We start from the raw sequence: 25,679 nt of genomic DNA, 5'->3' as shown, positions 1-25,679 counted from the left end.
GCATGCTGGCATTCGATGCGGATCCCGCGCTGCGCGAGGCCCGGGCCCTCGCCGACGAACGACTGCGCGTGCGCCGCGCGCTCGCCGCCGCGGCTCCGGAGAGCGCCGAGACGGCGGACCACCTCCGCGACCTCCGCGCGCTCGAGGATCGGCTCGATGCGGTGCTCGAGCACCCGGAGCACCGGGCCGCCGTGGAGCGCGCGCTGGCGGAGCGGGCGGGAGCCCTGCGGGTCGCGGTGGCGTTCAGGCGGGAGGCCGAGGGGCGAGCGCGGCTGCGCGCGGAGGCCGACGGCATCGTCTCCCGCGCGATCGCGAGCGGTCGCTCCCTCACGGCGTCGGAGCGCGCGAGGATCGCCGCACTGCGCGCGCCCGCGGTTGACGCGGATCCGGGTTGGCGCTCCGCCGTCACCGCCGCCGGGCAGCGCGACGCGCTGCTCGACGCGCTCGGCGCGCTGCGGCTGCGCGAGGCGCGACGCCAGCTGCGCGAGGGGTTGCTGCTCACGGACCAGATGCGCGGCATCATCGCCGAGGCGCTGCCCGCGATACTGCGCGGCGAGCCGGTGCTGCTCGTCGGCGAGACGGGCGGTGCGAAGACAGCGCTCGCCGAGCACCTGGCGCGAGCGGTCGCGGATCGGGATCCCGAGCTCGTCTCCGGCTACGGAGACATCACGAGCGCCCAGCTCATCGGCACGCACGAGCTGCGAGGCGAGGGGGGCGCCACCGTGAGCGCGTTCGTGCGCGGACCGCTGCTGCGCGCCATGGCCGAGGGGCGCCCGGTGATCCTCGACGAGGTCAACGCGATGCCCGCCGAGTTCCTGAAGCGGCTCAACCGGATCCTGCAGCTGCGCCCGGGCGACGCCCTCGGCGTGCAGGAGGACGCGGGTCGGGAGGTGGGGATCGCCCCGGGGTTCGCGATCCTCGCGACCGCCAACGAGCAGACGCCGCACCGGTATCGCGGCCTCGACCGGCTCAGCGCCGAGCTGGTCAACCGCTTCGGAGCGAACGCCTACCGCGTGCACTACCCGGACACGGGCCTGGGCTACGAGGACTTCCCCGGCGAGAACGCCCTGCTCGCCGCGGCCGCGGTGGTCGACCCGCACGGCAGACTGCCCGAAGAGGTCTCCGCCGACGACCTCTTCCGCGTGGCGCGCGCGGCGTTCATCAGCCAGCAGGTCTTCGCCGGAGAGCACGGCGAAGGCTTCGGGGAGTACGTGAGCACGGAGCGGGAGATCGACGGCCGGCCAGGCCTGGAGGAGGCCGTGCTCGCGCCGCGCACGCTCGTCGCCGTGCTGCAGAAGGTCGCGGGGAGCGCGGGATCCGTGACGCTCGACCGGGCCCTCACGCGCTTCGTGGAGGGCGTGATGCACCGGGAGGACCGGCGCGTGCTCGCGCTGATCCTGGAGGGGCAGGGCTTCCGGATCGGCTAGCCGCGGTCAGCCCGCGATCTCCTGGTACGCGAACTGCAGCATCGACTCGTCGACCCCCGCGAGCACCCGCGGCTTCGCGATGTCGTCGAGCACGATGAAGCGCAGCATGCCGGCGCGCGCCTTCTTGTCGCGCTGCATGGCGGCGAGCAGCCCCGCCCACCGGCCTCCGGGGTACGAGAGCGGCAGCGTCAGCGAGGAGAGCACGCGGCGGTGCCGCTCGACGGCCTCGTCGGAGAGCGAGCCGGCCATCCGCCCGAGCTCCGCCGCGTACATCATGCCGATCGAGATGGCCACGCCGTGCCGCCACTGGTACCGCTCGGCGTGCTCGATCGCGTGGCCCAGGGTGTGCCCGTAGTTGAGGATCTCGCGCAGCCCGCCCTCGCGGAAGTCCTCGGAGACGACGCGGGCCTTCACGCCGATCGAGAGCTCGACGAGCCGCTGGAACTCGGGGGTCGCGGGATCGGTGGCGCGGCCCGCATCGGCCTCGATGAGGTCGAGGATCTCGGGCTCGGCGATGAAGCCGCACTTCGCGACCTCGGCGAAGCCCGCGAGGATCTCGTTCTTGGGCAGTGTCGCCAGCAGGTCCAGGTCGCAGATCACCGCGGCGGGGGCGTAGAAGCAGCCGACGAGGTTCTTGCCCTCCGCCGTGTTGATGCCGGTCTTGCCGCCGACGGAGGCGTCGACCATCCCGAGCACCGTGGTGGGGACCTGCACGAGTCGGACCCCCCGCAGCCAGGTCGCCGCGACGAAGCCGGCGAGGTCGGTCACGGCTCCCCCGCCGAGCCCGATCACCGCGTCGGTGCGCGTGAAGTCGGCCTGGCCCATGATCTGCCAGCAGAACGCGGCCACCTCGACCCGCTTAGCCGCCTCGGCGTCCGGCACCTCGGCGAGCAGCACCTGCCCGTAGCGCTGCTGCAGCGCGGCGCGCAGATCGTCGGCGAGCTTGCCGACCGTGGCCGTGTGCACGATGAGCACCTTCGCCACCCGCTCGCCGAGCGCATCCGGCACCCGATCGAGCACCCCTCGGCCCACGGTCACGGCGTACTCGCTCTCTCCGGTCACCCGGATGACGGTCGCGTCGCTCATCTACTGCTCCCTCTCGTCGTACTTCTTCGCGCGCCCGCGCGCCCACTGGGCGATGCGCAGGGCGAGCTGCTCCTTCGTGGCGCGATCGGTTCGGTAGGTCACGTCGGCCACGGCCTCGTAGAACGGCCGGCGCTCCTCGAGGATGCGCCCCCAGGCCTCCGGATCGTCGCGCAGCAGCGGCCTGCGGGAGAGGTTCGCGGTCCGCAGCACGGCCTCCTGCGTGGTCATGAGCAGCACGACCGGGTGCTGTTCCAGCAGGCGGCGCGTGCTCTCCGCGATCACCGCGCCGCCGCCGAGCGCTACGATGCGGCTTCCCGGCGTCGCGAGCTCCTCCGCGATCAGCTCCGCCTCGAGCCTGCGGAACTCGGCCTCCCCGTGCCTCGCGAAGAAATCCGCGATCACCCCGTGCCGCCGCACGAACATCGCGTCGGTGTCGACGAACGGGATGCCGAGCTCGCGCGCCACGCGCTTGCCCAGGCTGGTCTTGCCCGCCGCCATGGGCCCGATGAAGACGATCGGGCGCTGCGGCAGGCGGGATCCGGGCCGCCTGCGGCGACGCCGGGCCCGTCCGCCGCCGCCGTACGGAGCGTGCGGCAGCAGCAGCGGCACCGTGGGCGGCCCCGGCTTGGGCCGTTGGGCGGGGGGCCCGGCGGCTCGCTGGGCCCGCCGGTGCGCGTTCACGATTCGACGACGGTCGCCAGCCGCTCGGGGATCGCCGCCAGATAGCTCACGAGGTTGCGCTTCGTCTCGCCCACGCTGTCGCCGCCGAACTTCTCGGCGACCGCGTCGGCGAGCACGAGCGCCACCATGGCCTCGGCCACGACTCCCGCGGCGGGCACCGCCGAGACGTCGCTGCGCTGATGATGCGCCCTGGCCTCCTCGCCGGCCACGACATCGACGGTGGGGAGCGCGCGCGGCACCGTGGCGATGGGCTTCATGCCGGCCCGTACGCGCAGCACCTGGCCGGTCGTCATGCCGCCCTCGATGCCGCCGGCCCGGCCGGTGCCGCGGGCGATGCGGCCGTCCTCGATGTGCAGCTCGTCGTGCGCGACCGAGCCTCGGCGGCGCGCGGTCTCGAAGCCGTCGCCCACCTCGACCGCCTTGATGGCCTGAATGCCCATGAGCGCGCCCGCGAGGCGCGAATCGAGTCGGCGGTCCCAGTGCACGTACGAGCCGAGCCCGGGCGGCAGGCCGTAGGCCAGCACCTCGACGACGCCGCCGACCGTGTCGCCCGACTTCTTCGTGTCGTCGACCTCCTCGACCATGCGCGCGCTCGTCGCGGCGTCGAAGCAGCGCAGCGGGTCGGCGTCGAGCGCGGCGACGTCCTCGGGGCGCGGGAGGGCGCCGTCGGGGGGCGCGGCGATCTCGCCGAGCGCGACGGTGTGGCTCACGAGCCGGATGCCCAGCTCGGCGAGGAAGGCGCGCGCGACGGCGCCGAGCGCGACCCGAGCGGCGGTCTCGCGGGCGCTGGCGCGCTCGAGCACGGGGCGCGCCTCGTCGAAGCCGTACTTCTGCATGCCGACGAGGTCGGCGTGCCCGGGGCGGGGGCGGGTGAGCGGGGCACCGCGGCCGCGGGACTTCTCCGAGAGCTCGCTCCGCTCCGCGCTCATCACCTCGGTCCACTTGGGCCACTCGGTGTTGCCGATGCGGATCGCGACGGGGCCGCCGATCGAGACCCCCTGCACGACGCCGCCCGACAGGTGGAGCTCGTCCTGCTCGAACTTCATGCGCGAGCCGCGACCGTACCCGAGCTTGCGCCGCGCGAGATCCTCGCGGATCCCGTCGAGCGAGACGGGGACGCCGGCGGGCAGCCCCTCCAGGACAGCGATCAGTTCGGGGCCGTGAGATTCTCCGGCGGTCAGCCAACGCAGCATACCCTCTATCCTCCCACATGCGCGGAGGGCCGGGCGATCGCACGCATCGACGGAACCGGGGGCGAAAGCCTCAGAGCGAGCGCGCCGCGGCGTGCTGCATGGCGTCGCGCACGCGATCCTCGTCGGCGAGCGGCGACCCCGGATCGCCGTTCGCGAAGACGCGGATCTGGATCACGGCCTGCTCCACGAGCATCGCGGTGCCGGGGTGGGCCTCGCCCCCCGCCGCCCGCCAGCGCTCGGCGAGCGGCGACGGCCAGGGGTCGTAGGCGACGTCGAAGAGCGGGATCGAGGTGATCCGCGCCGGCAGTTGGAGCGCGTCGCCCGCGGGGCCCGGGAGCGTCGAGATGACGAGCGTCGCCGGTGGCGCGGTCGACTCGAGTCCGCGCGCCTCGACCTCCAGCGCCGTCGCCGATCCCGGTTCACGCGTGCCGCGGAAGCGCTCGGCGAGGCCGCTCCCGGCTTCGAGGTTGCGGGCCAGCACGGTCACCAGCGCGGCCCCGAGCCGCCTGGCCGCGAGGATCGCCGAGACCGCGGTCGCTCCCGACCCGATCACGATCGTGCTCGTCGCGTCGAGTCCCGCGTCCCGGATCGCCGCCGCGAGCCCGGCGACGTCGGTGTTGAAGCCCGCCCACCGGGGAACGCCGTCGACGCCGCTCGCGATCCGCAGCAGCGTGTTGACGACGCCGCTCTCCTCGGCGACGGGATCCAGCACCGACGCGATCCGGTGCGCCTCCTCCTTGAGCGGCATCGTGAGCGAGAAGCCCCGCCACTCCGGCCCGCACGACCGCAGGAAGCCCCGGAGCCCGTCGGCCTCGAGCCGCCGGCTGCCGTAGTCCCAGTCGAGCCCGAGTACCTCGTAGGCGGCCGAGTGGATCGCGGGCGACCTCGAGTGGGCGATCGGAGATCCCAGCACGGCGAGCCGCTCCCGCAGCACGCCGTCACCGGGCTCCGCGCCGCTGCTCGCCACTAGCAGCCCTTGCCGGGATTCGCGGCGCACCACTGGTTCAGCCGCTCGACGGCGGCGTTGTGCTCCTCGACGGTCGTCGAGAACACCGACTCCCCCGTGTCGAGGTTCACCGCGACGAAGTACAGCCAGTCCCCCGCCTCCGGGCTGACCGCGGCGGCGATCGCGTCGCGACCGGGGTTGGCGATCGGCCCCTGGGGCAGGCCCTCGCGCACGTAGGTGTTCCACGGGTTGTCGTCGGCCAGCGCCTCATCGGTCGACCAGACGCTGCCGTCGTCCTGCTGCCCCATGCCGTACTGCGCCGTGGAGTCCATCTGCAGCTTCATGCCCTGGTCGAGGCGGTTCTGGATGACGCGCGACACCTTGCCGAAGTCCTCGACCCGACCGGCCTCCCGCTGCACCATGGCCGCGATCGTGAGCACCCGTTCGCGGTCCGAGACGGCGACGCCGAGCTCGTCGAGCACGGCCTTCTGCTCCTGCACGAGGCGCGAGATCGCCTGGGCACCGGTCGTGTTCTCCTCGAACTCATAGGTGGCGGGGAACAGCCAGCCCTCGAGGCTGGCGACCCCCTCCGGCAGCTCGTAGGCCGACGGATCCTGAGCCGCCGTCTGCAGCTCCTCGAGCGGAATGTCGGCGCCCGCCGAGATGATCTCGAGGGTCTGGTCGACGGTCTTGCCCTCGGGGATCATCGCGGTGAACGCCATGCGGTTCGCGGGATCCTGCAACGCGTCGAGCGCCGCCTGCGAGCTCATCTGCAGCTTCAGGCGGTACGAGCCGGGAAGGAACTGCACGTCGGGGTTCGCGAGCAGCAGCTCGGTGAAGGCCTCGGGAGTCTTCACGACGTCGGCCTCGGCCAGCGACGCGGCGATGTCCTCGCCGATCTCGCCCTTGGTGATCACGACGACGGTCTCGCCCTTCCCCCCGCCCTCGTAGTCGTTGCTCGTCCAGCCGAGCGCCTGCGAGATCTGCCCCCCGAACTGCGCCCAGAGGTAGCCGCCGGCCGCGGCGAGTCCGCCGAGCAGCACCACCGTCACGAGCAGCGATATGAGGACCCGCCTTCCGATGCTCCGGGATTCTCCTCGTGTGCGAGCGTTCATGTCTGGATTTCCTCCTCGGGCCGCTCCGCCTCGACCGCTCGGCCCGGTGCCTCGTCCCGCGAGCGCTCGATGTCGAGCGCGTGCTGCAGGATCACCACCGCGGCCGCCTGATCGATAACGGATCGGCTCTGCCTGGTCTTCTTGCCGGCCTGCCGCAGGTGCCCCTGCGCAGACACGGTCGATAGTCGCTCGTCGACGAGCCTCACCGCGATCCGCTGCGGCGCGAGGCGCTCCGCCAAGAGCCGCGCGAACCGCTCGGCGTCCTCGGTGGAGGGGGTGCGCTCCCCCCTGAGGTTCAGCGGCAGCCCCACCACGGCCTCGAGTACCTCGAGCTCCGCCGCGATCTCGGCGATGCGCGTCAGGTCGGCGTCGCCGCCGGGATCGCGCGGCACGGTCTCGACCGGGGTCGCGAGCATGCCGTGCGGGTCGCTTCGGGCCACGCCGATGCGGGCCCTGCCCACGTCGACTCCGAGCCGCACGCCGCTGCGCACTAGCCCGCCAGGCTCCGCCGGATCTCGGCCAGCGCGCCGTCGATCTTCGCGGGATCGGTGCCGCCGCCCTGCGCCAGGTCGGGCTTGCCGCCGCCGCCGCCGCCGAGCACCCGCGCCCCCAGCTTCGCGAGATCCCCCGCCCGGACGCCGCGATCGCGCGCCGCGGCGGTCGTCGCGGCGATCACGACGGGCTTGCCCTCGCCGTCGCCCGCGGGCACCTCGCCGGCGAGCACCACCGCGCCCGGCTCCGAGCCGAGACGGTCGCGCAGCTGCAGGGCGAGACCGCGCAGGTCGTCGGCCGAGCCGACGCGGCCCAGCGGGGCGAGCACCGCGCGCACGCCGCCGAGTTCCTCGGCCGCGGCCAGCAGCTCGGGCACCCGCTGCGTGAGCTTCTCGGCCTCGAGCGCCGCGATCCTCTTCTCCGCGGCGCGCAGCTGCGCGCCGAGATCCCGCACCTTCGTGACGAGCTCGGTGCGCGGCACCTTCAGCCCGCTCGTGAGCTGCTGCACGATCATGCGCTCCGCCGCGAAGTTGCGGAAGGCCTCCATGCCCACGAGCGACTCGATGCGGCGGTTCGTGGACCCCACCGAGCTCTCCGAGACGAGGCTGATCATGCCGATCTCCGACGAGCTCGCCACGTGGGTGCCCGCGCAGAGCTCGCGCGACCACGGGCCGCCGATGTCGACCACCCGCACCCGGTCGCCGTACTTCTCCCCGAAGAGCGCCATGGCGCCCAGCGCCTTCGCCTCGTCGAGCGGCATCTCGCGGGTGACGACCCGGTAGTCGGAGCGGATCGCGAGGTTCGAGACCTCCTCGATCTCGCTCCTGGTCTCGGCCGAGAGCGCGTCGCCGTGCGTGAAGTCGAGGCGCAGGTAGCCGGCCTTGTTGTACGAGCCCGCCTGGTGGGCGTTCGGGCCGAGCACCTCGCGCAGCGCCGCGTGCACCACGTGCGTGCCCGAGTGGGCCTGCGTCGCGCCGCGCCGGTAGTCGGCGTCGACGCGGGTCTCCGCGCGGGCGCCGACGCCCACCGTGCCGACCGTCACCCTCGCGGTGTGCACGATGAGGCCGGGCACCGGCTTCTGCACGTCGAGCACCTCGGCCTCGAAGCCGTCGCCCACGATCACGCCCTGATCGGAGTCCTGACCGCCCGACTCGGCCCACAGGCTCGTCTCGGCCAGCACGATCTCGGCGATCTCGCCCTCGCGGGCCTCGCTCGCCGGCGCGCCGCCGACCACGATGCCCAGCACCCGGCTCTCGTGGCTCAGCTCGTCGTAGCCGACGAAGAGCGTCTCCCCCATGCCCCGCAGCTCCCGGTACACCGAGAGGTCGGCGCGCTGCCCCTTCTTGGCCTTCGCATCGGCCTTGGCGCGCTCCCGCTGCTCCCGCATGAGCGACGCGAAGACGTCGCGATCCACCGCGACGCCCGCCTCCTCCGCGATCTCGAGCGTCAGCTCGATCGGGAAGCCGTGCGTGTCGTGCAGCAGGAAGGCGGTGTCGCCCGGCACGGCCGCGCCCCCGGCCTTCGCGCCGTCGACGGCGGCGGCGAGGATCTGGATGCCCGACGCGAGCGTGCGCAGGAAGGTCCGCTCCTCTGCGTACGCCGCGCGCGAGATGAAGTCGAAGTCGCGCGCCACCTCGGGGTAGGCCGCCCGCATCGCGTCGCGCGACACGGGGAAGAGCTCGGGAAAGGCGGGGCCGTCGACGCCCAGCAGGCGCATCGACAGGATCACGCGGCGCAGCAGGCGGCGCAGGATGTAACCGCGCCCCTCGTTCGACGGGGTGACGCCGTCGGCGATGAGCATGAGGCCGCTGCGCACGTGGTCGGCGATGACCCGCAGGCGCACGTCGTCGTCGTGATTCGCGCCGTACGCCTTGCCGGCCAGCTCGGCGGCGCGGTCGAGCACCGGCCGCACCTGGTCGATCTCGTACATGTTCTGCACGCCCTGCTTGATGAAGGCGACGCGCTCGAGCCCCAGGCCGGTGTCGATGTTCTTGTTCGGCAGCTCGCCGACGATCGCGAAGTCGGTCTTCGACTTGACGTCTGCGATCTCGTACTGCATGAACACCAGGTTCCAGATCTCCACGTAGCGGTCGTCGTCGGTGGCCGGGCCGCCGTCGACGCCGTACTCGGGACCCATGTCGAAGAAGATCTCGGAGCACGGGCCCGCGGGGCCGGGCTGGCCCGTCGACCAGTAGTTCGTATCCTTGCCCAGGCGCTGGATGCGCTCGTCGGGCAGCGCGGAGTGCCGCTTCCACAGCGCGAGGGCCTCGTCGTCGTCCTCGTAGACGGTGACCCAGAGGTCCTTCGGGTCGAAGCCGAGCCCGCCCTCCTCCTCGCTCGTGGTGAGCAGCTCCCACGCGAAGCGGATCGCCCCCTCCTTGAAGTAGTCGCCGAAGGAGAAGTTGCCGCACATCTGGAAGAAGGTGCCGTGACGCGGCGTCTTGCCGACCTCATCGATGTCGTTGGTGCGGATGCACTTCTGCACGCTCGTGGCGCGCGGATACGGCGCGGGGACGATGCCCGAGAGGTACGGCACGAAGGGCACCATCCCGGCGACCGTGAACATGAGGCTGGGATCGTCGCTCACGAGCGACGCCGAAGGCACGACGGTGTGTCCCCGTCTCTCGAAGAAGTCGAGCCAGCGGCGATGGATTTCAGCGGTCTGCATCCGTGGGGCGTCTTTCTGAGGTCGGTGTCGGGGCGGCGGGAGTGCGGGACGGGCGGGTCAGCTCGCGCCGTCCCTGTCGCGCAGCTTCTGCAACGCCTCCTCGACGTCGTCGACCAGATCCTCGGCGGCCTGCTCGACCTCGTGATAGCCCGTCGAGAAGGCGCGGTTGAACTCCGCGACGCCCCGGTTCACGCGGGCGAAGAAGCGACGCCCCTCAGGCGTCTGGTCCACGAAGTGGGCCGCGATGAAGCCCAGTACCGCACCGGCCAAGAGCCACAGCAGTCTACGCATGTCAGATTCCTCCACGTTCGTTCGGGCACGGCGGACGGGCCGCGCGGGAAGCCTCCCCCAAGCTTAGCGGTAGCCCCTGACCGGCTCTCAGGCGCTCCCCGAACGCAGAGGGGCGCCGCAACCCGATCGCGCGGATTGCGGCGCCCCTCTGCAGCGCTCGGGCGCTCAGCGGCCCGAGTAGTACTCGACCACGAGCTGCACCTCGCAGGTCACGGGGACCTCGGCGCGCTTCGGACGACGGACCAGGCGGGCCTGGAGCTTGTCGAGCTCGACCTCCAGGTAACCGGGAACGTTCGGCAGCACCTCGGCGTGACCGCCGGCAGCGGCGACCTGGAAGGGCTCGAGGCCCTCCGAGCGCTCCTTGACGTGGATGAGCTGGCCCGGCTTCACGCGGAATGAGGGGCGGTCGACGATCTTGCCGTCGACGAGGATGTGGCGGTGCACGACGAGCTGACGGGCCTGCGCGGTGGTGCGGGCGAAGCCGGCGCGCAGCACGAGCGCGTCGAGGCGCATCTCGAGCAGCTCGACCAGGTTCTCACCGGTCAGGCCGTCCTGGCGGCGCGCCTCGCTGAACGCGATCTGCAGCTGCTTCTCGCGGATGCCGTACTGCGCCCGCAGGCGCTGCTTCTCGCGCAGGCGCACCGCGTAGTCGCTGTCGCTCTTGCGCTTGGTGCGGCCGTGCTGGCCGGGGCCGTAGGGGCGCTTCTCGAGGTAGCGCGCGGCCTTCGGTGTGAGGGCGATCCCGAGCGAGCGGCTCAGGCGGGTCTTGGAGCGGGTACGCGACGTGGTCGACACGTGGGTCCTTTCGGGTTTCTGATTGCGGATCGGGATCGAGCCGCGTGTTCTCTCGGCCAGGCTGCGCCCGCATGAACGAGTCATGCACGCGACGCAGCGCACCGTTCTTCGGTGAGGGAACGACCACTGCAGAAACCCGGCTACAGGGCGCCTGCCATGCGCTTCCCGCCTGCAGCCTGCGGCAGGAGCGATGTTGGCCAGCGATTAGTTTATCACATCGATGCCTTCGGTCGACCTCGGGGAGACTCCCCCGGGTCCAGCGCGATAGCGAGGTGCTGGCCCGCACGCCGTGGATCGATCTGAGCCACCTGCATGGTGCAGCTGAAGCCGTCTGTGAGCACGAGAGCCGCGCTGTCGGCGGCCTCCAATGCGGGCACTATCGAATGCTCGGCGACCTTCATCGACATATCGAAATGCTCCGCCTCGAAACCGAAGTTTCCGGCCACGCCGCAGCAGGATGAGGACTCCACCACCTCCGACACCCCCCACGCCTGGAGCACCCGCTTCTGCGCGCCCGAGCCGAAGACGGCGTACTCGTGACAGTGCGTCTGCAGCACTGCAGCGGCAGGCGGGGCCGCCTTCGGGCGCCAGCCCCTCTCTATGGCCTCATCGACGACCACCGCAAACGATCTCACACGATCCGCCACCCGCTGTGAAGCACCTCCCCCGACGAGCTTCGGACCCTCATCGCGGATCGTTGCGGCACAGCTCGGCTCCAGAACCACGATGTCTCGGTCGGTCCCATCATCGAACCGCTGGATCAGCCGTTCCAAGCGGCGGCGAGCCCCGTCGCGCTGACCCGTTGAGATCCAGGTCAGCCCGCAACACGCATCGGGGGAGCACCCGACTGAGCGATCAGCGTCGCGCAGCATCCGGGCCGCGGCCGGAATCACCTCGGGTCTGAATGCCTTGGTGAAGCTGTCGGCGAAGAGCAGCACGTCGGCTCCCTCTACGAGTCCGGCCTCATCCATCCTCCTGCGAATCTCCCCGGCGCTCGCAAAGGCCGGGAGGCAGCGTCTGGCGCTGATGCCCAGCCACTCGCCAAGAGCCCGGGAGGCTCGAATGCGCGCACCGAAATTGGCGATCGCCGCGACCCTCGTGAGTATCGGAAGCCAACGAGGCAACCACCCGATCGAGTAGTGGGTGAAGGGACGGATCCGGCCCCGGTAGTGCTCGTCCACGAGTTGCGACTTGGCTTCGGCGATGTCCACACCCGTCGGGCAATCCGATGAACAGGCCTTGCAGGAGAGGCACAGGTCGAGCGCGTCTCGTATCTCTGGGCTCGCCCAGCCGCGCACGCTGTTGCCATTCGTGCGGACGAGTTCCTGCAGGACTCGAGCTCGGCCTCGCGTGGAGTCCTTCTCGTCTCTGGACGCGCGGTAGCTCGGACACATGAACCCGCCCGACGACGCTCGACACCTTCCCACGCCGATGCACGCGTGGGCGTTGCCGACGAACGGACTGGCCAGCGGAAGCGTGTAGCCAGAAGAGATCGAGAGCCCGAGCGTCACCGTCTCGACGATGTAGCTCTCCGTGCCGGGGGTCGGACCCGGCTTCGGCACACCGTCGAGGGCGAGCGCCTCGGATAACGGTTCCGGGTCGACGATGATTCCGGGGTTGAGCAGCCCCTCCGGATCCCACGCGTGTTTGTAGGCCCGGAAGAGCGCGATCATCTCGCTCGAGTACATCACGTCCAACAGCTCGCTTCGGGCCCTCCCATCACCGTGCTCGCCGGAGAGCGAGCCGCCGTGCGATACGACAAGCGCGGCTGCCTCCCGCGTGAAGTCCTCGAACGCCCGCTGTCCGGACGGGCTGCGCAGGTCGTAGTCCACTCGCATGTGGATGCAGCCAGCACCGAAGTGGCCGTACATGAATGCCGTGTACCCGTATGCGTCGATCAGCGACAGCAGTTCGGAGAGGTAATCAGCGAGCCGCTCAGGCGCCACCGCCGAATCCTCCCAACCGGGCCAAGTCTGCACGCCGTCAACCCGTCGGGAGGAGAGGCCGGCGCCATCCTCGCGCACGCGCCAGAGCTTCGCGCACTCCTGGGGGTCGGTGACGACGGAGTGGCCGACCACACGACCGGCCGTGCGCAACGTCTCGAGCAGACTCTCACAGTCCGCACCGGCCTGCTCGATGGTATCCCCCGAGAACTCCACCATCAGGAAGGCCGCACCCTGCGGGATGGAGTCCACAGTCGTCGCCCCTCTGCGATGGCGCATGATGTCGACTACGGAGAGGTCGATCCCCTCGATTGCGCTCGGCCTCCTCTCCAGAATGGCCGTCACATCACGCGCCGAGGCCACCGTGTCCCGGTACCCGAGGCAAAGGAGAGCGGTAGCAGTGGGCTTCGGCACCAGGCCCACCTTCGCCCTGACCACCAGCGCACAGGTCCCTTCGCTGCCCGCCAGCGCGCGTGCGACGTCGAAACCATGCTCGGGGAGCAGCCGGCCCAGATGGTAGCCGGAGACCTGGCGGGGAATCGTCTCCAGTTCGATCCGGATCGATGCGAGATTGCTCTGCACCAGCATCCGCAGTTCGGTGCTCAGCTGCTCAGCCCGCGAGACAGAGTAGTCGTCTTGATCATCGACGGCGCACACGCCCCCGCTCCCGGCGAGGAGATAGGCGCCGTCCGCCGTGACCAGTGCGATCTCCTGAAGATGATGCGTCATCCTCCCATACGCGACGGAATGGTTCCCGCAGGCGTCATTGCCGATGGACCCGCCGATCGTAGCGCGGGTCACGGAGGAGGGGTCAGGAGCGAAGGTCAGCTCTCCACCGGTGAGCTTCTCGACTCGAGCGCGGAGGTCGCCGAGTACGACACCGGCATCGACCCAGATCGTTCGAGAGGCGACGTCGAGCTCCCCGATCGAGTTCATGCTCCGCGACAGGTCCACGACGACGCCGTCTCCCACCGCGTTCCCCGCCATGGAGGTTCCGCCGCCGCGGGTCGTCACGGGAACACCGGACACGGTGCAGCCCCGCAGGATCTCTCGGACCTGCTCAACGCTCGATGGGAAGGCGACCGCCATAGGCCTGACGCGGTAGTTAGATGCGTCGTAGGAGTACTCGGACCGCCGTCGGGCTGAGTCGTCCACCTCGATGCCGCGCTCGCGGAGCCTGTCAAGCAGGTGAGCTGCGCCAGCGGATCCGTCCTCGATACTCGGCATGCCGCCGTTCTCCTGTCGTAATTTTAGACGCCTGCAGCCGCCTACTCCTCGAACTCGGCAGCGTTCTCTTCAGTGATAAGCGTGAATGGAAGGGTATAGCGGTCTTTAACCGACTCGCCCTGCAGGAAGGAACGCACGACCTTCACCGCTTCGACCCCCTGCCCGGCGGAGTCTTGACGAACGGTCGCAGTCATGTCGCCAGCCAAAATGGCCGCGACGGCCGGTGGTGTGCCGTCGACTCCAACAACCGCTTTGAACTCGTCCGTGCGTCCGGCATCCCTGATCGCTGATGCGGCACCGATGGCCATCTCGTCGTTGTTCGCGACCAAGGCCACGATCTCACCGGAGCCGAAGCGCTGGAGGGTGTCCTCCATGTTGCGCTTAGCCTCGTCACGGCTGCCCTTCGCCTGAAACTCAGCGACGATGTTGAAATTGTCGTTGAGCTTGCTGTTAAAGCCTGACAAACGGCGATCAGTCCATGAGGCGCCGTAGATACCGGCCGCGACGACGATGTCACCGCCTTCGGGGAGGATCTTGTTGAGGTATTCAGCCTGCATCTCACCCGCGAGAGTGTCGTCGACGCCGATGTAGCTTTCGTATCCCACGTCGGCGCCCTCTGCGAACTCAGTAGACAATATGAAGAGTGGAATGCCCGCGTCGATAACCCGATTGGCCGCGTTCTGGCTGGCTTCACCGTCGAGCGGCTGCAGGATCACGGCGTCGACCTGGCGGGTGATCAGGTCCTCGACCTGGTTGAGCTCCGACGCGACGTCCTTCTTGGAGTCGGTGACGCGAAGCGTGACTCCCTCTTCCCCGGCTGTTTTCTCCATGGCCTCGGTCATACGAGCGAGGTCGGGGTCCTGCAGGTCGAGCACCACGACGCCGATGTCGTAGGACTCCTCCGCGCCGGGGTCCTCTTGCCCGGAGCTGCCCCCGGCGCAAGCCGTGATGGTCAGTGTCCCTGCCGCTATCAGTGCGGCCGCGGCGGCAAAGCGTCGTCGCATTGTCATGATGGTTCCCTTCAGTGCATTCGTGTATTCAGTGTGTTTCGGTCATTCGGTCGCGGAGCCGCGGATCAGTCCGACTTCCAGCGGTTCAGCAGCACGGCGAGCGCCAGGATGAGGCCCTGCACTCCCTGCTGGTAGTAGGAGGAGACGCCGAGCAGGTTCATACCGTTCATCACGACGCCGAGCAGCAGCACTCCGATCACGGTGCCGCGGATCGTCCCGACGCCGCCGAAGAGGCTGGTACCGCCGATCACCACGGCCGCGATCACCTGCAGCTCGTAGGTGAGACCCGCCGTGGGCGCCGCACCGTTGAGGCGGGCGGTGAGCACGAGTCCGCCGAGCGCGGCGAGAGCTCCTCCGATGAGGTAGACAGTGAAGAGCACGCGACCCGCCGAAATGCCCACCTTCTTCGAGGACTCCTCATTGCCGCCGACCGCGTAGACGTGCGACCCGAACTTCGTCCGGCTCAGCACGAAGTCGCAGATCAGGGCCGCGACGACGAAGATGATCACCGGAACGGGGATCGGTCCGATGAAACCGGAACCGAGCCACTCGGCCGGCTCGCTGAGCCCGGAGACCACCTGGCCGTCGGTGATCACGAGGGCAGCAGTGCGGGCAATCGCCATCGTGGCAAGAGTCGCGAGGAACGGCAGGATCTTCCCCCACACCACGAGCGCGGCGCTCACGAAGCCGACGAGCAGGCCCACCCCGAGCCCCGCGACCAGCGGGACCCAGAGCGCGCCGCCGCTCGCGGGGGCCAGAATCGCGAACACCATACCCGCGAGGCCGACGACGGATCCCACCGACAGATCGATGCCTGCGGTGATCATGATGAACGTCATTCCGAGCGCGATGATTCCGATGATCGAGGACTGCCGCACGACATTGACGAGGTTGTCGACGGTCAGGAAGTTCGGTGCGGCGATCGAGAGGAATACGAGCACCAGCGCGAAGATCACCAGTATCCCGTAGTCGCCGATGAAGTGCTTGAATCTGGTGGATCGTGAGCCTTCGCCCGGGTTCGCCTTGCGCAGCATGACTGCGACGGTGTTCGTGCTCACGCCTCGCTCCTGTTCGTCGTCTGACCGATTGCCTCGGTCGCATTCGGGACGGCCTTCGGGGCCGTGGTGCTGCCGATCTTGCGTCGCTCGTCGGGGATCGCGGCGGCGGTCCCGGAGTAGCCCTCCAGGGTGCCCTGGGAGATCAGGTGCGCGATCTCGCTCTCCGTGATCTCGTCCATGCGGAAGCGACCCACCACCTCGCCCTGCCGCATCACCGCGCAGCGATCCGCGACGGCGAATGCCTCGTCGAGACGGTGCGTGATGATGATGACCGCGATTCCCAGATCCTTGAGCTTCTGGGTCACCTCGATCAGCTTGTCGACCTTCGCCACGGAGAGATTCGCCGTCGGCTCGTCCATGACGATGAGCCGCGCGTCGAAGGCGAGAGCCCGGCCGATCGCGACGGCCTGCCGCTGCCCGCCTGAGAGGCGCTTCACCTTGAGTCGTGGGTTGATCGGGATGTCGAGACGCTCGAGCACCTTGTTGGTCTCAGCCTCCATCCTCTTGCGGTCGATGATCCGCACGAACGGGCCGAGGATGTTCTTCTGCGGTTCCCGGCCGAGGAAGATGTTCGTCCGCACGTCGAGGTTGTCCGCCAGCGCGAAGTCCTGGTACACCATCTCGATGCCGGCTGAGCGGGATACCGCCGGCGTGGGGAATTCGACCGGCTTGCCGTCGAGCCGGATCGAACCGGAGTCCGGCTGGTACACGCCGGTGAGCACCTTCATCAGCGTCGACTTGCCCGCGGCGTTGTCTCCGAGCAGGGCGAAGGTCTCCCCCGGCTGAACGTCGATGCTGACGCCACGGAGAGCGGTGACCGCGCCGAACGTGATCTTGATGTTGTTGAGTTCGACCAGTGGTTCGGTCGAAGGTGGTGTTTCGGTCATCTCATCCTCGTCATTGATTGAGCTATGGCCATATGGAATGGGCGACGCGGCACGTTCCTCGCTAAGCCGAGCGAGCACCTCGTCGTGGCGAGTCGTGCATGGCTCCCGTATGCCGGGGCCGAGCGGTAAGCGGGAGCCGATGCTGCGGGTTCCACTTGAAACCACTCTGAATGACGGACACCCGGATCGGCTGTACCAGATTGGAACAGTTCGAGGTAACGGAGGGGTTACAGCGCTGAGAGCGCGGGGGCGATCGCCCCCGCGCTCTCAGCTCGATGCGCTCAGCCCTTCTGCCGGCCGAGCCTCGCGTAGATCTCGGGCCGCTTGGCGCGCAGTACGAGCGCGTAGACGGCGCCGCCCGCGAACAGCGCGAAGGTGAAGGTCATGAACACGACCGTGAGCACCGTCGAACCGTCGATCAGCGCGGAGTAGTTGGTGATCGCCAGGACGGTGATGATCCCGAGGAATACGGCGCTGACGAGCGGGGCGACGATGCTCTTCCAGACCGAGGCCGGTTCCGAACCTCGTCGCCGCAGGAAGAAGACGAGCACGGAGACGCTCGTGATGAACATCAGCAGCAGTATCGCGAAGCTCCCGCTGCCGCTGGCGATCGGGTAGAGACTGTCGGGTCCCACCCCGAGCACCGTGAAGATCACCGTGGCCGCACCCCAGATCAGGCCGATGCTGATCGCCGAGATGTGCGGTGATCCATGGCGGGAGTGCACGCGTCCGAGGAATGCCGGCAGCGCACGATCAGCAGCCAGCGAGAAGCTGTACCGCGCGGCGATGTTCTGGATCGAGAGCATCGAAGCCAGGATCGAGGTGATGAGGAGCACCACCGCGATATCGGCGAAGATCGTGCCGATCAACGAGGTGGCCGCGTCGTTGAACAGGTTGACCGTGTTCGCCTCGGCCGCGCCCTGCGCATCGTCCGCGCCGAGGAAGGCGATGTAGGCCCAGGCTGCGACGGCGTAGAAGACGCCGATCCCGATCACCGCGAGATAGGTGGCCCGCGGAATGGTGCGCTCCGGGTTCCTCACCTCATCGCGGTAGATGACCGTGGCCTCGAAGCCGAAGAAGTTGCCGACCGCGAACAGCAGCGCCAGGCCGAGGCCGGCGTCCGCGACCCAGGGCAGCGCGAAGCCGATGCTGCGTTCGGCCCCGCCGCCGCTGGAGGCGAAGGCGGCCAGGTCGAAGATCACGACCACGATCACCTCGAGGATCATGACCGTGGTCAGCACCTTCGCCGAGAGGTCGATGCGGTTGTAGGCCAGAGCCGTCGTCACGGTGATGATGCCGAGGGCGTACCAGTACCACGGGATGTCGGGCCCGTGCAGCGTGTTCACCACGAATCCCTGCAGCGTCACCGCGAACAGCGAGGGCGCGAAGAAGCCGATGAACAGGTAACCAAAGAGCGCCAGGAACGCCCCGCCGAGACCGGCCGGCCTGCCGAGGCCCGCCGTCACGAAGGAGTAGAACCCGCCGGGGTTCTCGACGCTGCGGCTCATCCGCACGAAGCCCACCGAGAAGATGAGGAGCATCAACGTGAGCAGGAGGTAGATGCCCGGCGCGGTGCGCCCGCTGAAGATCAGCAGCACCGGGATGAAGCCCGCCACCGTCGTCAGGGGCGAGGAGAACGCGAGCACGCTCATCACGAGCTCGCCCACTCCCATGTTGCCGCGGAGCCGCTGCTCCTCTGTCCTTGCCGCGCCATCACCGGGGCGGTTCGCCGTGCTCGTCATATCGTCCCCGTCGTCGAGTATCTGGTCAATGCTGAACCAAGATACTGAGCGTGCGTCGAGCACAGCTGTCCCAGCTTGAGTCATTCGGGTCGACGGATCGGCCCGAGCTCTGAAGGGCGCTCACGAGCGGTTCGCGGGAGCGGTCACACCGATCTGCCGGAGATCGACGACATCGTTCAGGGGCATCCCCGCCTTCCAACGCCGGAGGTTCTCCCCGAAACGCTCGACCACTCGGCCTCGCCAGCCGACCAGGTCGCCCGACGCGTGCGGAGAGACCAGGATGCTGCTCCGGCTCCAGAGCGGGCTGTCCGCCAGCAGCGGTTCCTGTTCGAAGACGTCGAGGGCCGCACCGGCGAGGTGACCGGAATCCACGGCATCGAGAAGATCCTGCTCGACGATCACCGCGCCGCGGCCGACGTTGACGAGCCGAGCCCCCGCTCGCATCCGCGCGATCCGTTTCGCATCGAACAGCCCGCGCGTGTCCTCGGTGAGCGGAAGTGTGAGCACCACGTCGTCCGCCTCCGTCAGCAGAGCGTCGAGGTCCGAGATCGCGGCGATCGGGCCCAGCCGGCGATCCTCCCGCGCAGTGCGGCCGACGACGGTGACCTCCATGCCCGCCGCCCGCAGCAGCAGCACCGTCTCCTGGCCCACCGGCCCCGGCCCCACGACCAGCACCCGGCGCCCGAGCACCGGCTCGGTCTCGCGGTGCAGCCATCGGCGCTCCTGCTGCAGCTCGATCGTGCGGCGCAGATCCTTCGCGAACATCACGATCACCCCCAGGATCCACTCGGCGATCGGCCGCTCGCAGACGCCGCGAGTGTTGCAGAGCACGATGTCGCTGTGCACGATCTCCGCGGTGAGAAACGGATCCACGCCGATACTGGAGGTCTGGATGAAGCGCAGGCCGCCCGGGCCCACCTCGCGCAGCAGGGTGGTCTTGAAATCGTTCGACAACAGGATCTCCGCGCCTTCCTGAGCCGCCCGGAACTCCTGGGCGGTGCGCACCACCACGAACTCCGCCTCGTCGGCCAGCCGCTCCACCGGCGGCACCGGGCGATCCGCCGGAACGATCACGATCACCTTGGGCTTCGACATGTCGGTCTCCTCGTCGGTCTTCTTCACGCTCACCACCCGCCCTGCCATCCGCTGATGAGGCCATAGGGCATGCGCTGGGGCTCCTCGTCGGGCAGCCCCTGCAGGAAGTCGAAGTCGCAGCCCTCGTCGGCCTGCAGCACATGGTCGATGAACAGTCGCCCGTACCCCCGCCGGTACCGCGGTTCGGGGAGCTGCACCTCGGCGAGGCGGCGCTCGATCTCCTCGGCAGGGATGTCGAGGTCCAGTCGCTGGTTCTTGACGTCGAGCACGATGGGGTCGCCATCCTGCACGATCGAGAGCGGGCCGCCCACGGCGGCCTCGGGCGCGACGTGCAGCACGGTGGTACCGAAGGCGGTGCCGCTCATCCGCGCGTCGGAGATGCGCACGACGTCCCTGATGCCGCGCCGCAGCAGCTTCTCCGGGATCGGTAGCATCCCCCACTCCGGCATGCCGGGCGCCCCGACCGGGCCGCAATTGCGCAGCACCAGCACCGAGTCCTCGGTCACGTCCAGATCGGGATCGTCGATGCGCCGGCCGAGGTCGAAGATACCGTCGAAGACGATCGCCCGGCCTCGATGCTGCAGGAGCTCCGACGAGGCGGCGCTGCGCTTGATCACCGCCCCGCGCGGCGCGAGTGTACCGCGCACCACCGCGATGCCACCCGCGGCGTCGAAGGGATCGTCGAGGCGGCTGACCACGACTCCATCGGGCGCCGGAGCCGACGCGTAGCCGTGCTGCAGCGGCTCGCCGCTGACCGTGATCGCGTCGGCATGCAGCAGCGGATCGAGTTCTTTGAGCACCGTCGGCACTCCGCCGGCGCGGAAGAGCTCCTGCACCAGGTACTCCCCCGAAGGTCGCACGTTCACGATGCGCGGCGTGCGCTCCGAGATCTCGTGGAAGCGGTCGAGCTGCAGATCGATGCCCACGCGCCGCGCGAGCGCCAGCAGATGCACCACGGCGTTCGTCGATCCGCCGGAGGCGACGAGCAGCGTGATCGCGTTGTCGAAGGCCTCCCGAGTGAGCACCTCGCTGGGCCTCGGCCCATCCGCGAGCGCCATCTCGACGGCGCGACGCCCCGTGGCCTCGGCGGCCGAGGCGCGGCGGGCGTGGACGGCGGGGATCGAGGCCGTGCCGGGCAGGCACATCCCCAGCGCCTCGACCAACGAGGTCATCGTCGAGGCGGTGCCCATCTCGCTGCAGTGCCCGGCGGTGGGCTTGGCGTTGGCCTCCAGCTCGTCGAAATCGGCCTGGGTCATCTTGCCGGCGCGCAGCTCGTCGGCATACTTCCAGGTGTCGGTGCCGACACCCAGCTGCTTGCCGCGGAAGTAGGCGGGCTCCTGCGGGCCGCCGGTCAGCATGATCGTGGGCACGTCGGCGCTCGCGGCTCCCATGAGCTGAGCGGGGACCGTCTTGTCGCAGCCGCCGAGGAGCACGATGGCGTCCAGCGGGTAGGCACGGATGGACTCCTCGACGTCCATCGCCATGAGGTTCCTGAACTGCATGGCCGAGGGCTTCATAAGGCTCTCGCCGAGCGAGATCGTGGGGAACTCGAGCGGCAGACCACCGGCCAGCAGCACGCCGCGCTTCACCGCATCGGCGAGCAGCTTGAAGTGGATGTTGCAGTTCACGAGCTCCGACCAGGAGTTCGCGATCCCGATCACGGGCCGGTCCTTGATCGCGAAGCCCGAGATGCCCTCGGCCTGGATCGCAGTGCGGTGCACGAACCCGGTCAGGTCGTTCGGACCGAACCACTGCGCGCTGCGGAGATGACTGGTATCCGGCTTCTGCATTGTCCTGGACACTCCTTAACTCACTTAGTCGATTGCTCTGGTGGAAGTTGGTGTGACGCGTACCTCCTCGGGGAGGGGCGTTCCGGCACGGCCGGCCGGATCACGCGGCCGAAGTCCCGCCGTCGAAGGCCATGCTGGTTCCGGTGGCGAAGGTGCCCTCCACCGCGAGGAACCGGATCGCACGGGCCACCTCGGCCGGGTGAGCGAGCCGTTGCAGCGGCACGGTGGCCTCCTTCTCGCGCAGCGCGGTCTCGGGGTCGGCCTCCTGCTCGAGCCCGACGCGCATCATGCGCGTGTCGATCGGTCCGGGGCAGACGGCATTGACCCTGACCCTGGGCGCGAGTTCCAATGCGAGCGCCCGAGTGAGTCCGAGCACTCCCGCCTTCGAAGCGCAGTAGTGCGCGAGACCGGCCACGCCCATGCCCGCAAGATCGGATGCAACGTTCACAATGGAGCCGCCACCCGCGGCTCGCATGTGGAGACCCGCCTCGCGCGACACAGTGAACGTGCCCGACAGGTTGGTGTCGATCACGCGGCGCCAGATATCGTCGTCCAGCTCCTCGAGCGCGGCGTAACCGGCGAGGCCCGCGGCGTTGACCGCGACGTCGAGGCCCCCGAGCGCATCGATGGCCTCGCGCACCGCCGACCTCACCGACGCCGGATCGGCGACATCGGCGACGAACACGTGCGAGGATCCGCCGAGCTCATCGGCAACGCGCCGCAACTCGTCTCCGCGTCTGGCGAGCAGAGCGACCTCGGCGATCTCATCCGCGAAGAGCCTTGCGGTGGCCTCCCCCACCCCGGAGGTCGCGCCCGTGATGAGCACCCGCCGTGGACCGTTGCGATCAATGCGTACGTTCATCGGTGCCAGGACTCCCTCGTGCTCAGCGATGCCGATTCCTGCGTTCCAGTAGAGCAGCGCAATCCACGCGCCGCATGTGCCGATGTGACACACCCGGCAGCGGGGCGGCACTGGTGCGCTGCCCCACTTCGGGACACCCGCCGGCGAGGCGCGCCTTGTACTCTCGACGGAACCGCATCGCTCGCGCGGCGAGCACCGTGGCGGACATCGCCGTTCATGACACGAAGGAGCCATCCTTGAACAGCCAGAACTCCCTGGGCGTCGGTCTGATCTCGGTCGGCTGGATGGGGCGCCTGCACTCGCGCGCGTACCTCGCCACCCGCCAGTTCTTCCCGGAGCTGCCGAAGCATCCCGAGCTCGTGATCGCCGCCGATCCCGACGAGGGCGGCCGCGACCACGCGAACCGGGCCCTGGGATATCGCGAGACCACCGCCGACTACCGCGAACTGCTCTCGCACCCCGATGTCGACGTGGTGTCGATCTGCGCCCCGAACTTCCTCCACCATCGGATCGCGCTCGACACCATCGCGGCCGGCAAGCACTTCTGGATCGAGAAGCCGATGGGTCGCAGCGCAGGCGAGTCGCGCGAGATCGCCGAGGGAGCGGCCAGCGCCGGACTCACCACCGGGGTCGGTTTCAACTACCGCCACGCGCCCGCCCTGGCCGAGGCCCGTCGCATCATCCGCTCCGGGCGGCTCGGCCGCATCACCAACGTGCAGATCCGCATGATGGCCGACTACGCCTCCGACCCGGGTGGCGTGTTCACGTGGCGCTACGAGCAGGCGAGGGCCGGTTCCGGCGTGCTCGGCGACGTGCTCTCGCACGGATTCGACCTCGCGCAGTTCCTCGTCGGCAGGATCGCATCGGTGAGCTCACTCACCGAGACGTTCATCCCGGAGCGCTCGCTCCCCGCCGGAAACTCGGCCAACAGCTTCGACAGGGGCGAGGCTTCGTCAACGCTCCAAGCCGTCGAGAACGAGGACTACACTGCGCTGCTCGCCCGCTTCGACAGCGGCGCCGTCGGCGTCTTCGAGTCGACCCGCGTCGCCATCGGACCGCACACCGAGTACACCGTCGAGGTGTACGGAACCGACGGCTCGCTGCGCTGGGACTTCGAGCACATGAACGAATTCCACCTTGCCGACGATCCGAGGGGCTACCGGCGCATCATGACCGACGCGTCCGCCGGCGAGTTCGGTCGATTTCAGCCCAACGCGGGAGCCGGCATCGGCTTCAACGACCTCAAGATCGTCGAGGCCGCGTTGTTCCTGCGCTCCGTGGCCGAGGGCCGGCAGCTCGCGCCCTCGGCGGCGGACGGCTGGGCCGCCTCCGAGGTGGTCGACGCCGCGCTGCGCAGCTCCGAGTCCGGCGCCTGGACCGACGTGCCCGAGGTGACGGGGATCACCACCTACGACGCGTAGTACGCAGGAGGACGAGTGAGGCCGGAGCCCGAGAGGATTCCGGCCTCACTCGTTCAGCGCGGAGAGCGCTACCGCAATCCCGTCCCTCCGCGCGGCAACTTCCGGGTCTGCTCGCGCACATGAACTGCAGGAGCGGGTGGCCCGGCTGGCGAGGGGTCTCGACGCCGACGGGCCCTCGTCGTGGGACGGACTCGCGGCCGCCGCGACGACCGACGCGTTGCACGAGGCGCTGCGCACCGGGAAAGCCGTAGCCGTGTCGCTGCCCGGCCGGCCGGGACTCTATCGCCGGTAACCGCGGTCGCGGCCCGTGCCCGCGCAGAGCTCACGGGCCGCGATGGCGTCACCGGCGACGGCCTCACAGTTTGACGACCACACCCGCCTCTGCAGAGCGCTGCGCCGCGTCGGCGATGAGCAGCGCCGCGCGCCCGTCCTCGAAACCCGGGCTCGCCGACGGTTCGCCGCGCACGAGCCGCAGGAACTCCGCGAGTTCCAGCGCGTAGGCCTGGGCGTATCGAGCGATGAACGGCACCAGATAGGGCGGCTTCGCCTCCACGGCCGAGGAGGAGAACGAGCTCACCAGGCTGGTGGGCGTGTTGCCCACCTGCAGCATCCCCTTCGCTCCGAACGCCTCGAGCCGCTGGTCGTAGCCGATGGCGCTGTGCCTCGAGTTCGTGATGGTGACGATCGCCCCGGCTGCAGATCGCAGGGTCGCCACGACCGTGTCGAAATCGCCGCGCTCCCGGGCCCCGGCATCGAAGAGCTGCGCTCCGATCGCGCTGACCTCGACGATGTCCCCCGCGAAGAAGCGTGCCATGTCGAAATCGTGGATCGTCATGTCGCGGAAGATGCCGCCCGAGACGCCGAGGTACTCCGCCGGCGGCGGGCCCGGGTCTCGACTGACGATCGCGAGCTGCTCCAGCTCTCCGATCTCGCCGGAGCGCATGCGGGAACGGGCCTCCGCGAACCCGGGGTCGAACCGCTGGTTGAATCCCAGCGCGACCGGCACGCCGCTCGCCTCGACCTTCGAGCGGAGTGCGTCAACGCGCGTGATGTCGAGGTCGATGGGCTTCTCGCAGAGCACGGGAAGTCCCGCATCCACGCAGGCCTCGGTGAGTTCGACGTGGGTGGGAGTCGGGGATGCCACGAGCACGGCATCGATCCTGCCGGCGGCAATCAGCTCCTCGGGCGAGTCCGTCGCGATCCCTCCGAATCGCTCCGCCAAGGCCTCGGCACCCGCTACGAAGGGGTCGGCCACCATCGTCAGCTCCGAATCAGGGTCGGCTGCGATGTTCGCGGCGTGCACCTGGCCGATGCGCCCTGTGCCGATGAGCCCGAATCGCACGTTCTGCTGAACCATCATTCATCCTCCTCGGTGAGCATCGTCCGCCAGGGAGCCGGAACCATGCGGCTGCGCGTCGTCGACTCGTACGGGAGCCCGGGCTCCCACCTGATGAGCTCGATGGTGAGGCCCCACGGCGTGAGGAAGTAGCACCACTCCGTCCCGTCGATCGGACCGCCCTCTTCGGTCTCGGTGGCGTTCATGAACCTCACGTCGTCGCGTGCGCGCAATCGCCGCTCGAAACCGTGGATGTCCTCGACGTAGAACGCCAGATGGTGTCCGCCGGGATCCGCGGGCCGCGGTGCGCGGTCGGGCTGCTCGCGCGTACGGTCGGTGTACTCCAGCAGCTCGATGTTGAGCGTGTCGCCCTGCCGCAGCACCGCAAGACGCAGAGTCAGCACCTCGGGCTCCGGCTCACCCGGCCACACCCAGCCGGAGTTCTCGTAGGGGCCGGCGGTGAAGACGTGCTCGCAGTCGAACACCTCGACGAAGAAGGCGACCGCCTCCTCGAGATCGGGCACCGAGAGCCCCACGTGGTCCAGGGCCAGGCGGCCGCGCTCCGCCGAACGGTCTACTCGAATCGGCATGTGATGGAACCCAGTTCGTGGTAG

The 25,679-nt window shown here is 69.4% G+C and carries 22 protein-coding genes; 3 read left to right on the top strand and 19 right to left on the bottom strand.

Annotation, left to right across the window (positions count from 1 at the left end; all coding sequences use genetic code 11):
- Positions 1-2: 2 nt before the first annotated feature.
- Entirely contained in the window at positions 3-1,427 is a 1,425-nt protein-coding gene (locus D1J51_RS10955; protein ID WP_240423177.1) for an AAA family ATPase, read from the top strand.
- Positions 1,428-1,433: 6 nt separating this feature from the next.
- On the opposite strand, the gene aroB is transcribed toward D1J51_RS10955, so the two are convergent.
- The 17 genes from aroB to D1J51_RS10870 form a co-directional block, all read right to left on the bottom strand.
- Positions 1,434-2,513, bottom strand: a complete 1,080-nt coding sequence (gene aroB / locus D1J51_RS10950) for a 3-dehydroquinate synthase (protein WP_119075238.1) — start codon at positions 2,511-2,513, stop codon at positions 1,434-1,436.
- Complete coding sequence (locus D1J51_RS10945) at positions 2,514-3,194, bottom strand: shikimate kinase (protein WP_119075237.1); 681 nt, start codon at positions 3,192-3,194, stop codon at positions 2,514-2,516.
- The gene (aroC, locus tag D1J51_RS10940) at positions 3,191-4,387 is read right to left on the bottom strand and encodes a chorismate synthase (protein WP_119075236.1); all 1,197 of its coding nucleotides are present in this window, start codon (positions 4,385-4,387) and stop codon (positions 3,191-3,193) included. The genes D1J51_RS10945 and aroC overlap by 4 nt, the downstream gene beginning before the upstream one ends.
- 70 nt (positions 4,388-4,457) lie before the next feature.
- On the bottom strand, positions 4,458-5,354 hold the full coding sequence (locus tag D1J51_RS10935; RefSeq protein WP_240423175.1) for a shikimate dehydrogenase family protein: 897 nt from the start codon (positions 5,352-5,354) through the stop codon (positions 4,458-4,460).
- Entirely contained in the window at positions 5,354-6,448 is a 1,095-nt protein-coding gene (gene mltG, locus D1J51_RS10930; protein WP_119075235.1) for an endolytic transglycosylase MltG, read from the bottom strand. Before mltG ends, D1J51_RS10935 begins: the two co-directional genes overlap by 1 nt.
- A complete protein-coding gene (ruvX, locus tag D1J51_RS10925; protein WP_119075234.1) occupies positions 6,445-6,939 on the bottom strand; it encodes a Holliday junction resolvase RuvX in 495 nt (164 codons plus the stop codon). Before ruvX ends, mltG begins: the two co-directional genes overlap by 4 nt.
- A complete protein-coding gene (gene alaS, locus D1J51_RS10920; RefSeq protein WP_119075233.1) occupies positions 6,939-9,608 on the bottom strand; it encodes an alanine--tRNA ligase in 2,670 nt (889 codons plus the stop codon). The genes ruvX and alaS overlap by 1 nt, the downstream gene beginning before the upstream one ends.
- A 57-nt stretch (positions 9,609-9,665) precedes the next feature.
- Positions 9,666-9,899, bottom strand: coding sequence for a YtxH domain-containing protein (locus D1J51_RS10915; protein WP_119075232.1), 234 nt, complete (start codon positions 9,897-9,899; stop codon positions 9,666-9,668).
- Between the two features lie 165 nt (positions 9,900-10,064).
- Positions 10,065-10,694: a 30S ribosomal protein S4 gene (gene rpsD, locus D1J51_RS10910; RefSeq protein ID WP_119075231.1), complete on the bottom strand. Its 630-nt coding sequence runs from the start codon at positions 10,692-10,694 to the stop codon at positions 10,065-10,067.
- Positions 10,695-10,906: 212 nt separating this feature from the next.
- On the bottom strand, positions 10,907-13,864 hold the full coding sequence (locus D1J51_RS10905) for an FAD-binding and (Fe-S)-binding domain-containing protein (RefSeq protein ID WP_119075230.1): 2,958 nt from the start codon (positions 13,862-13,864) through the stop codon (positions 10,907-10,909).
- A 41-nt stretch (positions 13,865-13,905) separates the two neighbouring features.
- Positions 13,906-14,874 (bottom strand): sugar ABC transporter substrate-binding protein, encoded by a 969-nt coding sequence (locus D1J51_RS10900; RefSeq protein ID WP_119075229.1) that lies wholly within the window; start codon positions 14,872-14,874, stop codon positions 13,906-13,908.
- A gap of 65 nt (positions 14,875-14,939) precedes the next feature.
- Positions 14,940-15,932 (bottom strand): ABC transporter permease, encoded by a 993-nt coding sequence (locus D1J51_RS10895; protein WP_240423173.1) that lies wholly within the window; start codon positions 15,930-15,932, stop codon positions 14,940-14,942.
- Entirely contained in the window at positions 15,929-16,819 is an 891-nt protein-coding gene (locus D1J51_RS10890; protein WP_119075228.1) for an ATP-binding cassette domain-containing protein, read from the bottom strand. The genes D1J51_RS10895 and D1J51_RS10890 overlap by 4 nt, the downstream gene beginning before the upstream one ends.
- Before the next feature lie 281 nt (positions 16,820-17,100).
- On the bottom strand, positions 17,101-18,561 hold the full coding sequence (locus D1J51_RS10885; RefSeq protein WP_240423171.1) for an APC family permease: 1,461 nt from the start codon (positions 18,559-18,561) through the stop codon (positions 17,101-17,103).
- 120 nt (positions 18,562-18,681) lie between these two features.
- A complete protein-coding gene (locus tag D1J51_RS10880) occupies positions 18,682-19,689 on the bottom strand; it encodes a D-2-hydroxyacid dehydrogenase (RefSeq protein ID WP_240423169.1) in 1,008 nt (335 codons plus the stop codon).
- Positions 19,686-21,446: an IlvD/Edd family dehydratase gene (locus D1J51_RS10875; RefSeq protein ID WP_119075227.1), complete on the bottom strand. Its 1,761-nt coding sequence runs from the start codon at positions 21,444-21,446 to the stop codon at positions 19,686-19,688. The genes D1J51_RS10880 and D1J51_RS10875 overlap by 4 nt, the downstream gene beginning before the upstream one ends.
- A gap of 100 nt (positions 21,447-21,546) precedes the next feature.
- Positions 21,547-22,308: an SDR family NAD(P)-dependent oxidoreductase gene (locus D1J51_RS10870; RefSeq protein ID WP_119075226.1), complete on the bottom strand. Its 762-nt coding sequence runs from the start codon at positions 22,306-22,308 to the stop codon at positions 21,547-21,549.
- 236 nt (positions 22,309-22,544) lie between these two features.
- On the opposite strand from D1J51_RS10870, the gene D1J51_RS10865 reads away from it, so the two are divergent.
- Positions 22,545-23,729, top strand: a complete 1,185-nt coding sequence (locus D1J51_RS10865; protein WP_119075225.1) for a Gfo/Idh/MocA family protein — start codon at positions 22,545-22,547, stop codon at positions 23,727-23,729.
- A 136-nt stretch (positions 23,730-23,865) separates the two neighbouring features.
- Positions 23,866-24,021: a hypothetical protein gene (locus D1J51_RS17945; RefSeq protein WP_162903782.1), complete on the top strand. Its 156-nt coding sequence runs from the start codon at positions 23,866-23,868 to the stop codon at positions 24,019-24,021.
- Positions 24,022-24,084: 63 nt separating this feature from the next.
- On the opposite strand, the gene D1J51_RS10860 is transcribed toward D1J51_RS17945, so the two are convergent.
- Positions 24,085-25,086 carry a Gfo/Idh/MocA family protein gene (locus D1J51_RS10860; protein ID WP_119075224.1) on the bottom strand — a complete coding sequence of 334 codons (1,002 nt, stop codon included), beginning with the start codon at positions 25,084-25,086 and terminating at the stop codon, positions 24,085-24,087.
- Complete coding sequence (locus D1J51_RS10855; protein WP_119075223.1) at positions 25,086-25,655, bottom strand: VOC family protein; 570 nt, start codon at positions 25,653-25,655, stop codon at positions 25,086-25,088. Before D1J51_RS10855 ends, D1J51_RS10860 begins: the two co-directional genes overlap by 1 nt.
- Between the last annotated feature and the right edge of the window lie 24 nt (positions 25,656-25,679).

It is taken from the genome of Leucobacter sp. wl10 (genome assembly GCF_003569785.1).
Lineage (GTDB): Bacteria > Actinomycetota > Actinomycetes > Actinomycetales > Microbacteriaceae > Leucobacter.
This window is presented reverse-complemented; position numbering and strand designations above follow the sequence as displayed.

Coding starts and splice junctions, on each gene's coding strand:
- D1J51_RS10955 (WP_240423177.1), top strand. CDS start 3: ATGCTGGCATTCGATGCGGATCCCGCGCTGCGCGAGGCCCGGGCCCTC.
- aroB (WP_119075238.1), bottom strand. CDS start 2,513: ATGAGCGACGCGACCGTCATCCGGGTGACCGGAGAGAGCGAGTACGCC.
- aroC (WP_119075236.1), bottom strand. CDS start 4,387: ATGCTGCGTTGGCTGACCGCCGGAGAATCTCACGGCCCCGAACTGATC.
- mltG (WP_119075235.1), bottom strand. CDS start 6,448: ATGAACGCTCGCACACGAGGAGAATCCCGGAGCATCGGAAGGCGGGTC.
- alaS (WP_119075233.1), bottom strand. CDS start 9,608: ATGCAGACCGCTGAAATCCATCGCCGCTGGCTCGACTTCTTCGAGAGA.
- D1J51_RS10915 (WP_119075232.1), bottom strand. CDS start 9,899: ATGCGTAGACTGCTGTGGCTCTTGGCCGGTGCGGTACTGGGCTTCATC.
- D1J51_RS10905 (WP_119075230.1), bottom strand. CDS start 13,864: ATGCCGAGTATCGAGGACGGATCCGCTGGCGCAGCTCACCTGCTTGAC.
- D1J51_RS10900 (WP_119075229.1), bottom strand. CDS start 14,874: ATGACAATGCGACGACGCTTTGCCGCCGCGGCCGCACTGATAGCGGCA.
- D1J51_RS10890 (WP_119075228.1), bottom strand. CDS start 16,819: ATGACCGAAACACCACCTTCGACCGAACCACTGGTCGAACTCAACAAC.
- D1J51_RS10885 (WP_240423171.1), bottom strand. CDS start 18,561: ATGACGAGCACGGCGAACCGCCCCGGTGATGGCGCGGCAAGGACAGAG.
- D1J51_RS10875 (WP_119075227.1), bottom strand. CDS start 21,446: ATGCAGAAGCCGGATACCAGTCATCTCCGCAGCGCGCAGTGGTTCGGT.
- D1J51_RS10870 (WP_119075226.1), bottom strand. CDS start 22,308: ATGAACGTACGCATTGATCGCAACGGTCCACGGCGGGTGCTCATCACG.
- D1J51_RS10860 (WP_119075224.1), bottom strand. CDS start 25,086: ATGGTTCAGCAGAACGTGCGATTCGGGCTCATCGGCACAGGGCGCATC.
- D1J51_RS10855 (WP_119075223.1), bottom strand. CDS start 25,655: ATGCCGATTCGAGTAGACCGTTCGGCGGAGCGCGGCCGCCTGGCCCTG.